Annotated in this window: 5 protein-coding genes and 1 pseudogene; all 6 read left to right on the top strand. The window is 47.8% G+C overall.

Annotated features, from left to right (window positions below; all coding sequences use genetic code 11):
* The first annotated feature begins 190 nt into the window (after positions 1-190).
* The 6 genes and pseudogenes from BHV83_RS08350 to BHV83_RS08325 all read left to right on the top strand — a co-directional run bounded on the left by BHV83_RS08350 (position 191) and on the right by BHV83_RS08325 (position 11,033).
* The gene (locus tag BHV83_RS08350; RefSeq protein WP_270518880.1) at positions 191-1,909 is read left to right on the top strand and encodes a phosphoethanolamine transferase family protein; all 1,719 of its coding nucleotides are present in this window, start codon (positions 191-193) and stop codon (positions 1,907-1,909) included.
* Complete coding sequence (locus tag BHV83_RS08345) at positions 1,909-4,392, top strand: ATP-binding response regulator (protein WP_138273242.1); 2,484 nt, start codon at positions 1,909-1,911, stop codon at positions 4,390-4,392. The genes BHV83_RS08350 and BHV83_RS08345 overlap by 1 nt, the downstream gene beginning before the upstream one ends.
* A 336-nt stretch (positions 4,393-4,728) precedes the next feature.
* Positions 4,729-5,901: a DUF418 domain-containing protein gene (locus tag BHV83_RS08340; protein WP_270518879.1), complete on the top strand. Its 1,173-nt coding sequence runs from the start codon at positions 4,729-4,731 to the stop codon at positions 5,899-5,901.
* A 109-nt stretch (positions 5,902-6,010) separates the two neighbouring features.
* Positions 6,011-7,375, top strand: a complete 1,365-nt coding sequence (locus BHV83_RS08335; RefSeq protein ID WP_286757361.1) for a sigma-54-dependent transcriptional regulator — start codon at positions 6,011-6,013, stop codon at positions 7,373-7,375.
* Positions 7,376-7,715: 340 nt separating this feature from the next.
* The gene (gene hypD / locus BHV83_RS08330; protein ID WP_119216207.1) at positions 7,716-10,154 is read left to right on the top strand and encodes a trans-4-hydroxy-L-proline dehydratase; all 2,439 of its coding nucleotides are present in this window, start codon (positions 7,716-7,718) and stop codon (positions 10,152-10,154) included.
* Between the two features lie 13 nt (positions 10,155-10,167).
* Positions 10,168-11,033, top strand: a pseudogene (locus BHV83_RS08325) (glycyl-radical enzyme activating protein).
* The last annotated feature ends 304 nt before the right edge of the window (positions 11,034-11,337 follow it).

The raw sequence follows: 11,337 nt of genomic DNA, 5'->3' as shown, positions 1-11,337 counted from the left end.
GGCAAGGCAGACATTGTTTTCATGGGCGGAGTAGAACCTCGCCTCTACGGGAGACCTTGAAATAACTTTTTTTGTGCTTCTTCTGTATGTGTATGTGATGGATAACGTTTATTTTTGTCGGTTACAGCAGTGCTGTTGTGGAATAGTGATAAGAATAGTTGATAAAATTAGGCTTTTTAGGCAAAAATCGATGAGGTACTTTACTAATATTTTGCGTTGGATATCTTCACAGGAACACTTATATTTCTTGTTCGGCTTGCTTTTCATCATTCCGAACTGTGTTTTTCTGTTCACAGAGCCTTTACCTGTTCCGGTGGGCCTTGCTTCTATCGTCATGCCGTTGGCGTTCTGGATGGGAGTTCTGCTGCTGGCGCGTAAACCCGGAGTGGTGGTCTGGTGTCTGTTGCCGAAAATCATACTGGACGGAGGCCAGTTGGTCCTGTTGTATCTTTTCGGCGAGTCGGTGATAGCCGTGGACATGTTCTTGAACCTGACAAGTTCGAATGCTTCCGAAGCAAGCGAATTATTAGGAAATATTTTTCTTGTCATCGTTTGCGTCTTTTTCTTTTATACGCTTCCTACCTTGTGGCTGGCCACGCGTTCAATCCGCATGAAAGACAGGCTGACCGCCGTGTTCCGCAAGCGGTGGGCGTCCAGAAGCTTGGGGCTTTTCGGAGTGGGGGTGCTGCTCTGTTTCCTGCCTTCTTGGCAAAAGCACAGTTTCTCGCTCAAGAACGATGTTTATCCGGTCAATGCGCTTTATAATCTCTATTTTGCGATTACCAAATCGAACAAAAACGCCAACTATTCCATCTCTTCTGCCGATTTCAGGTTCAACTCGGTCCGGACGGGACAGGCGGATGGCAAGCGCGAGATTTACGTGCTTGTGGTGGGAGAGACTTCGCGGGCTATGGAATGGAGCTTGTATGGATATGAACGCAATACGACTCCGCGTATGGAAGGACTCGATGGTCTGATACATTTTACGGATGTTGTGACGCAATCCAACAATACGCACAAAAGTGTTCCGATCATCCTGTCTGCCGCTAGTGCGGAAAACTATGGCGTGATATATGACGAGAAAAGCATCGTTACCGCTTTCAAGGAAGCAGGTTTCCGTACGCTTGTCATTGCCAATCAGAAACTGACTACTTCGATGATCGGGGCTTTCTACCGGGAGGCTGATACGTTTATCGATATGAGCACGTTCAACACCGGATCGTATCTGACCTCATTGTATGATGCCGCCCTTTTGCCGTATTTGGAAAAGGAACTGGATAAATCGGACGAGGATATGTTTATCGTCCTCCATACATACGGGTCGCATTTCAATTATCATGAGCGTTATCCGGCTGAGTTCCGGATTTATACGCCGGATAAGGCCGAAGGCATCCGCCAATCCTATAAGAAGGAACTGCGTAATGCTTACGACAATTCGATCCGTTATACGGATTATGTTTTGGGAGAAATCGTCGACATGTTGAAAAAGAAGGAGGTTTGTGCGTCGATGCTTTATCTGAGCGATCACGGAGAAGATATTTTCGATGATGCACGTGCTCGTTACCTGCATGCTTCGCCTATACCGACTTATTATCAGCTCCATATCCCGTATATCATCTGGTTCTCGAACGATTATCGGACCGTTTTTCCGGAGAAATACCGGACGGCGATCTCTCACGGGGCTTATCCGGTCAGCACGAACAGTGTGTTCCATACGGTATTGGATATTGCCAGTGTCCGGACTTCGGTATCCGATTCCACACTGGCCCTGACCAACCCAGCTTTTGCCGTTCGTGACCGTATGTTTCTCGGTGATCACGACGAACCTGTCCCGTTCTGGAAGGTTGGATTGAAGAAAGCGGATTTCGTTATGTTGGACAAATGGAAAATAGCTTATAGGAAAGACTAATGAGCGCACAGAATGGACATATTACAAGTAAAGTCATATTGGGATACCTGTTATTGATCCTGATAGCCGTGTGTTCGGTCGTTTATATTTATAACATTATCGAACAGTTTGCTGGCGAAGACGACCCGAACAACAAATCGAGGGAGAAGGTTTATCTCGTGACCAACACTCTGTCGTTACTCTACGAAAGCGAAGCGCTCGGACAAATGGTCGGGTTTCCACAGGGGGAAATCAAGCATTTCAACCGCACGCTGAACAAGGCTTTGCAGAATATGGATTCCTTGCGTACATTAGTGTCGAATCCCGCACTATATCCCAAGATCGACACGATCGATATGTTGATCGAGCAGAAGCGTTGGAACACGCGCCGCCTGTTGGAAACCTGGCGCGAGACGAACGCGGAACATCTGTATACCCAAAACATCGAGAAGGTGATCGCCCGGCAAGATACGATGATCCGGCAGGTCGAAATACAGGAGCGCGTGATCGTGCACCAGGATTCCGTGAAAACCCCTCAGCCCCATAAGCACCGTGGCTTTTTCCGCCGGCTCGCCGATGCGTTCTCACCGCCTAAAGAGGATTCGACTGTTATCGTGAATACGACCCGGCAGATCGTGACTGATACGTTGGTGAATTCCTTCAACCCGGCAGACACGATCGTGACGGTCCTGAAAAATTTGCAGGACAGTGTGGCCGACCAGCGTAAACAGCTTGTCGACCAGCTTTTAGAGCGTGCCGCTAACTTGCGTTATAATAATAGCATCATCACGAGCCGAATCAACCAGATGTTGCGCGATATAGAAGAAGAGGAGATGAACGCGTCGATGGAGCGTGTTGTGAAGAAACAGGAGGTGCTGCGCGAAACCTCTTATCTCATTGGCGGCATCGCTATCCTGTCGCTGATTATCGTGGTGGTCTTTATCATTCTGATCACGCGTGATATCTCCAGGAGCCAGTATTATCGGCTGCAATTGGAGAAAGCCAAGCAATATGCTGAAGACCTGCTCCATAGCCGGGAGAAGTTGATGCTGACGATCAGCCACGATATCCGTGCGCCGCTCTCGTCCATAATCGGTTATATAGAACTGCTGCTGCGCCGTCGTCCGGACGAAAGGCAACGTTATTATTTGGAAAATATGACTGGATCGGCCAATCATATCCTTTCTCTGGTGAACGGTTTGCTTGATTTTCATCGATTGGAATCGGGGCAGATGGAGATACAGAACGTGCCTTTCAGCGTACGTACGCTTTTTAATGAAATATACGGGAGCTTCCGCCCGATAGCCGAGGCGAAAGGACTTGCTTTTGTTCTGAATATGAAGGAGGAAGGGATGGATCGCATCTATTCAGGTGATCCGATACGCCTCCGCCAGATAGTCAGCAACCTATTGTCTAACGCTGTCAAGTTTACTCATGAAGGTCGTATCGTTTTGATAGTCAAATTGTCAATTCTCAATTCTCAATTGACAATTACTGTCTCCGACTCCGGTGTCGGGATTCCGGAAGAAGAACAGGAAAAAATTTTCGGCGAGTTTGCCCGTCTGTCGGGAACCGAAAAGGAAGAAGGTTTCGGTCTCGGACTTTCCATCACCCGCAAGCTGATTGAACTGATGGGAGGAACCTTGTCGCTAAAGAGTGTTCCGGGAAAAGGAAGTGATTTTACGATTGTCCTGCCTTTGCGGGAATCGGAAGTGCAGACGTTGCATGCCACGCCTGCCATAGAGGAGGAAGACGAAACGGAGACCGGGGGGTTCGAAGGGCGCGAAATCTTTTGTTTGCTGGTCGATGACGATCCGTTGCAGTTGGCACTGACGGAAGAGTTTTTGAAACGGAACCATGTGGAGGTCACCAGTTGTTCAAATCCGTTTGCCGTGGTCGATATTTTGCGTAATAGTTCTTTCGACGCGATCATAACCGATATACAGATGCCGGGCATGGATGGGTACGGCCTGCTTAACGTCATTCGTTCGTCGGGTGTCCCCGGTACAGATACTGTGCCTGTCATCGCGCTTTCAGCCAGTGTGGAAAACGAGAATACACATTATTTGGAAGTCGGTTTTACCGGATTCCTAAATAAGCCTTTCACGGCTAAGCAGTTGATCGCTTTGTTGAATAACCTGTTGCAAGCGGATATACAAGCCGAGGTGTCGCCTGAATTCAATTTTGATTCGCTTACTGCTTTTGCTGGCGAAGACAAAGAAGCTTCCGCTTCCATTATCCGGACTTTTGCCGAGGAGACGAACAAGAGCGTTTCGTTGCTACAACAAGCTTTGGAGAAGACCGACCGTGCACAGGCTGCCAAAATCTCCCATAAGCTAATCCCGCTTTTCACCATGTTGGGAGCTTCCGATTTGGTAGCCCAACTGAGAATCCTTGAGAAGAACGACGAGGCACTGACAGACGAAGGTTGGAAGCGGCTTTTATTTGAAGTGATCCGGCAGGCGGGTGTTGTTGTGGGCCAGGCTGTGGAACGGTATCTGTAGAAAAATTCCCCATATATGTCCACAATTCCCCATTCGTGACGTTGTAATAAATAGCTTCAGTAAAACATTCTGGGCGACTTCTCTGTTAGAATAGAAGAGTTTACAAAAACAGGCTGTGTGTCAGGCTGAGTTTGGCACGATATTCGCTTCTTTTATAGCAAGAAGCGGAAGTGGACGTTTCTACATTAAAAAAACCGTTTTAAAGTATGTTCGAGTATCTATTTTAAGTCTGCAAACAAAAAGAGCGCCTAAATGGTGCTTTTTTTGTTTTATATGACTTCTTTATCTACTTTTGTCTTTTGTAAAATCATAAATTAAAAATCTAAATCATTATCAATGGAGCATGGACTTTTGGCTAAGTCGCCTCGTATCGAGGTGGTGGATGCATTACGCGGTTTTGCCGTTATGGCTATTATGTTACTACACAACATCGAACATTTTAATTTTTATGACTTCCCGACAGCTTCTTCGGCTTTTATGGAGGCGATGGATAAAGGAATATGGGAAACATTGTTTTTCCTCTTTTCCGGGAAAGCTTACGCGATTTTCTCCCTGCTGTTCGGATTCAGCTTTTTTATTCAATATAACAATCAGGCGAAGAAAGGTAAAGACTTCCGTCTGCGTTTCCTGTGGCGGCTTTTCCTTTTGTTCATTATCGGCTGTTTCAACGGGGCGTTTTTCCCCGGCGACATATTAGTCCTTTATTCTATAATTGGCGTGGTGCTCGTGTTAGTCTGCAGATGGAGCGACCGAGCGATCCTCATTGCCGCTATTATCCTGATGCTCCAGCCTCTCGAATTCGGCAAGTTTTTCTATGCGATGATAAATCCTGACTATGTGCCGGCAGCCGGCGTTTGGCGTGTTCATAGCCAACGTATGTATCCGTTCCTTTCGCAGCCGGATTTCTGGGCGATGGTTAAGTCCAACCTTTGGGACGGCCAGTTGTTCAGCCTGTTGTGGGCATGGGGGTACGGACGTTTTTTCCAGACTGCCTCTTTGTTCCTGTTGGGTATGCTGATGGGACGCAGACAGTTGTTTGCCAACCTGTCCGAACATCGGGTTTTCTGGATGCGGACGCTGGTTATCGGTGCGGTTTGCTTTGTCCCGTTGTATTTCATTACGGCTTCCCTTCCGGATATGATCTCCAACAAGGCGATGCTGACTCCGATGAACACGGTGGTTTCCTCTTTCCGCAATTTCTCTTTCATGTGTGTGTTGGTCGCTTGTTTTGTCTTCCTGTGGCAACAAGTTTCGACCCATAAAATGCTGCACGGTTTGGTGCCGTATGGAAAGATGAGTTTAACTAACTATTTGACACAGTCTATTATAGGATCGTTTATCTATTTCGGTTACGGTTTGTCACTTTATAATGTTTTAGGCACGACAGCCAGCTTTGGAGTCGGCGTCCTGTTGTTCATCCTCCAGTTAGGTTTCTGCCATTGGTGGTTGAAGAAATTCAAGCAAGGTCCGTTCGAGGGGGCGTGGAAAAAGGCAACTTGGGCATTTTGAATTGACAATGGACAATTGATAATTGTGGCAAGCGGTATTTAATTGTCCATTGTCCATTGTCAATTATCAATTCTTAGTTATCTTTGTGTACGAAACAAAAAAGAATAATATGCCGTCTATCCTGATTTTAGAAGATGATATAACATTCTCGTTGATGCTGAAAACCTGGCTGGGAAGGAAAGGCTTCGAAGTCAGTTCGGTATCATCGGTTTCGGATGCACGAAGCCGGATAGAGGATGCCTCTTTCGATTTGATCTTGTCTGATTTGCGTTTGCCGGACGGGGATGGAATCGATCTGTTGAAATGGATAAAAGAAAATAATTTTGTAATTCCCCTGATTATGATGACCAGCTATGCGGAGATACAAACCGCCGTGCAAGCCATCAAGTTAGGAGCGTCCGATTATATTGCCAAACCGTTGAACCCGGAAGAACTTTTAGGCAAAATCAAGGATGTGATAAAGACGGAAACAGGTCCGGTTGCTTCTGCTACCGAACTGGAACGCCCTGCACGTTCAGCCAAACGTCCCGAACCGTCGGGAGGAACGCGTAGCCAGTATGTGGAGGGACAGAGCCAAGCTGCCCGCCAGCTCTACGAGCATGTACGTCTGGTTGCTCCGACAGATATGTCTGTGTTGATTACCGGTTCGAGCGGTACAGGGAAAGAGTATGTTGCTCGCCGTATTCACGAACAGAGCAATCGTAAGAAAGCCCCTTTTATTGCTGTTGACTGCGGAGCGATCCCGAAAGACTTGGCCGCATCCGAATTTTTCGGGCATGTGAAAGGTTCGTTTACCGGAGCTATCGATAATAAAGAAGGTGCTTTTGTTGCCGCCCAAGGTGGTACGATTTTTTTGGATGAGATCGGTAACTTGTCCTATGAGGTACAGGTACAGCTTCTTCGTGCCTTGCAGGAGCGGAAAGTAAAACCGATCGGTAGCAATCAGGAGATCGCGATCAATGTCCGTCTTGTCTCCGCGACAAACGAGAACTTGCGTTCTGCGATTGATAAGGGAGATTTCCGTGAAGATTTATATCATCGTATCAACGAGTTTACCGTCCGTATCCCTGATCTGAAGGAGCGGAAAGAAGATCTTTTGCTGTTTGCCAACAACTTCCTGGATCAAGCCAATATAGAATTGCAGAAAGATATTATTGGCTTTGATAATGACGTGATCCGGATTTTCCAGTCTTATTCGTGGCCGGGTAACTTGCGTCAGATGAAGAACGCCATCAAGTATGCTACCCTGTTAGCGACCGGTCGCTATATTACCCCTAACGAGCTTCCAGAAGAACTGACTGCCGGCCCTATTTCCGCTCCGGTCAATATCCAGTTGAAAAACGAATCGCACGAATGCGAAATGATCAAACGTGCCCTGCAAGAAGCCGGTAACAATAAGACCAGAGCAGCCCAACTGTTGGGTATTGACCGCAAAACGCTTTATAATAAGTTGAAAGCGTATGGGATTGCTTGATCTTTTTACAAGATAGGGGGCTTGGTTTCTATTAAATAAATATGATTTCTTTTGTTTTTATGGAAAAATGTCTATATTTGCTGCAATCATACACTTAATTTCGAGTGTTGATTTTAAATTGTTACGATATGTTCGTTAAATCTTATAGACGACTATTCAATTGCCTGATTTCTTGACAGGTGTTCTTCCCTTTTCTCTTTTACCGTTTTCGGGTAAGAGCTCTTTCGGTTTGCATTAGTATCTGAAGTCATTGGCTTGGGTCGGTGGTTTTATCTCTGCATCATTTTGTCCGGAATTTATCAGATTAAAATAATTGAATAAAAATAACCTTTTATATAATATGACTATAATCACAGCTCAGCGTGCACCGCACAGTGCATCTAATTTCGCCCCCACAGTAGAGGCAAATGCCTATGGAATGAATGACCGGATCAAACGTCTTCGACAAGAGACGTTCGAAGCCGAGCCCTCCCTGTCTATTGAACGCGCTTTGATAGAAACTCGTTTCTACAAGGAAAACTACGGAAAATATCCGATTCCGATTCTTCGGGCCATGAATTTTTATGAGATCTGTAAGCAGAAGACGATCTATATCGGCAAGGATGAACTGATCGTGGGCGAACGCGGACCGAAACCGAAATGTGTGCCGACTTTTCCGGAACTGACCTGCCATAGTGTGGAGGACCTGCATGTCTTGAACACACGTGAATTGCAGCGTTATACGATCAGCCAGGAAGACATCGACACGTATGAACGCGAAGTGATCCCTTACTGGAAAGGACGTACCCAACGAGAACGTATCTTCAGCCATGTACCTCAGGAGTGGAAGGAGGCCTATGAGGTGGGGATGTTTACCGAATTTATGGAACAACGCGCTCCGGGACATACCGCTTTGGACGGAAAGGTGTATAAGTACGGATTATTGGATTTGAAAGAACGTATCCGGAAAGAACTGGACGGGCTTGATTTCATGAGCGATCCCGAAGCGACCGACAAGCAGGAGGAGTTGACTGCCATGTCCATCTCGTGCGACGCCGCCATCCTGTTTGCCGAACGACATGCGGATCTCGCCGATGAAATGTCGCTGACGGAAAAAGACCCGAAATGGGCGACTGAGTTGCGCCGTATCGCCGAAGTTTGCCGTTGGGTTCCGGCACATGCTCCCCGAGACTATTGGGAGGCGATCCAGATGTATTGGTTCGTCCACTTAGGAACGATCACCGAACTGAACGGTTGGGACGCGATGAATCCCGGCCATTTCGACCAGCATCTGGCTCCGTTCTACGAAAAGGGGATTGCCGACGGTACGTTGACACGCGACGAGGCAAAAGAATTGATGTCCTGTTTCTTCATCAAAGTGAACAACCACACGGCTCCTCCCAAAGTCGGCATCACGGCTAAGGAAAGCGGTACGTATAATGATTTTACGAACCTGAATATCGGCGGTGTAAAAGCCGATGGCAGCGACGGGGTGAGCGAGGTTTCCTATATCATGCTCGAAACGATCGAAGAACTGCATATCCTGCAACCCGGCAGTGCTATCCATATCAGTGCCCGTACGCCGGAACGTTTCCTGCGTGCCGGTTGCAAGGTGATCCGCCAGGGGCATGGCTATCCGTCTGTTTTCAATCCGGATGTGTATATCCAGGAGTTGATGCGCCAGGGAAAATCGTTGCAGGATGCACGCGAAGGCGGGTGCAGCGGTTGTATCGAGGTCGGGGCGTTCGGCAAGGAGGCGTATGTGCTGACCGGTTACCTGAATGTGCCGAAGATCTTGGAGGTGACGCTCCACAACGGTGTCGATCCGGTTTCCGGGCGTAAGGTCGGATTGGAGACGGGCGATCCGCGCAGTTTCGGCAGCTATGACGAACTATATGCCGCCTTTATGAAGCAGGTCCGCTACTTTGTGGATATGAAGGTGCGTGTCAGCAACTATATCGACCGTATGTTTGCCAAGTATGCACCGGCCACCTTCCTGTCTCTCTTCATCGACGATTGCATAGCGAAAGGACGGGATTATTACAACTGCGGTCCGCGCTATAATACGACCTATATCCAGTGTACGGGGCTCGGTACGATTACCGACAGCCTGGCGACGCTGAAAAAACATATATTCGAAGATAAACGCTGGTCGATGGACGAATTGCTGAAAGCGATGGCTGATAATTTCGAAGGAGCCGAGGCGATGAGACAGACGATCCTGAACCGCACGCCATTCTTCGGAAACGATGACGAATATGCCGACAGTATTGCTGTGAAGGTGTTCGACGATCTCTATGATACGATCGAAGGAAAACCGAATACGAAAGGCGAATGTTTCCATCTGAATATGCTGTCTACCACCTGTCACGTATATTTTGGCAAGGTGATGGGGGCGACTCCTAACGGACGCTTGGCCGGGCGTGCCATCTCGGACGGCACGTCTCCGTCTCATGGCGCCGATACGCACGGGCCGTCTGCCGTCATCAAGTCGCTCGGCAAGCTTGACCAGGTGAAGAGCGGGGGGACGTTGCTGAACCAGCGTTTCCTGCCGAGCCTGTTGAAGCGTGAGGAGGATATCTCCAAGTTGTCTTCGTTGATCCGCAGCTATTTCGCTTTGGGCGGACATCACATCCAGTTCAATATCGTCGATACGGAGACGCTTTATGCTGCCCAGAAATGTCCGGAAGATTATCGCGACCTTCTGGTCCGCGTAGCCGGTTACAGCGATTATTTCAATGACATGAATGCCGATCTGCAGGCGGACGTGATCATGCGGACGGAACAGGAAACGTTTTAGCAATTGAAAAAAGATGTTTGTTTTCGATATAAAACGATATGCCATCAACGACGGGCCGGGTATCCGGATTACGATCTTTATGAAAGGATGCCCCTTGTCGTGCGTATGGTGCCATAATCCGGAAGGAATTTCCAGCCGGAAGCAAAAGTCGAGGCTTGTCCTGAGCAGGCATTGACACTCACGCCGGAGGGGATCGTGACGGATGGGGCGCGTTGTACCCTGTGCGGAATCTGTGCCGAGGTGTGTCCGGCTATGGCGATGGAGATATCGGGCACGGAGTATTCGGCTGAAGCCTTGATGAAGGAGATTGAGAAGGAGATCGTTTTCATGGATCGTTCGGAGGGAGGTGTGACGTTTTGCGGAGGAGAGCCGTTGTTGCATCCCGGACCGTTACTGGACTTGTTACGCCGTTGCGGGGAACGGGGGATACATCGGGCTGTCGATACGACGCTGTTCGCCCGGCCGGAGATCGTACGCGACGTGATGGATAATTGCGAGCTTTTCCTTGTCGATTTGAAGCAGATGGATTCGGCCAAGCATGCGAAATATTGCGGTGTCCCGAACGAATTGATCCTGTCCAATCTCCGGATGGTTGCAGAAGCCAGACACGATTTCTATCTTCGTATTCCCTTGATCGAAGGCGTGAATGCCGATGAAGAAAATATAACACGCAGTGCCGCTTTCCTGGCTTCGTTGCCGTGGGAGCACCGGATTGTGAACCTGCTCCCGTATCATGACATCGGCAAGAGCAAACACGAGAAGTTAGGTACGGTCTATAATCCGGATCGATATGCTTTCGCCACCCCTTCGGACGAGACACTCGGACGTTGCCGGGAGATATTCGCCTGCTACGGGATCGAAACGACGATCGGGGGATAATTGAAGGTCTTTTATTTCCTCTGTCACTGTATCACTGATTCCTTTTTATCAATTGATATTCAGCTTGTTTTATTTGTGATATATGCCTGTTTTCTCTATCACTACCCTATCACTGGCAATTCAGATAAATAATAGGTGCTTTGCTTGTATGTATCTGTATATAAGTATATTATAAATGATATAAACGATAAACACCCTATTCCCATCCCTACAAATCATTCGATTATTTTATGTAAAAACGGCTATAAAATAGGTAAAACCGGGTGGTTTTCATTGCTCGGCAAGGTACTTTAGTTGCCGGACA

It is taken from the genome of Parabacteroides sp. merdae-related_45_40, assembly GCF_001915675.1.
The sequence above is the reverse complement of the archived record's forward strand: the minus strand, read 5'-3'. Positions and strand labels throughout refer to the sequence as shown.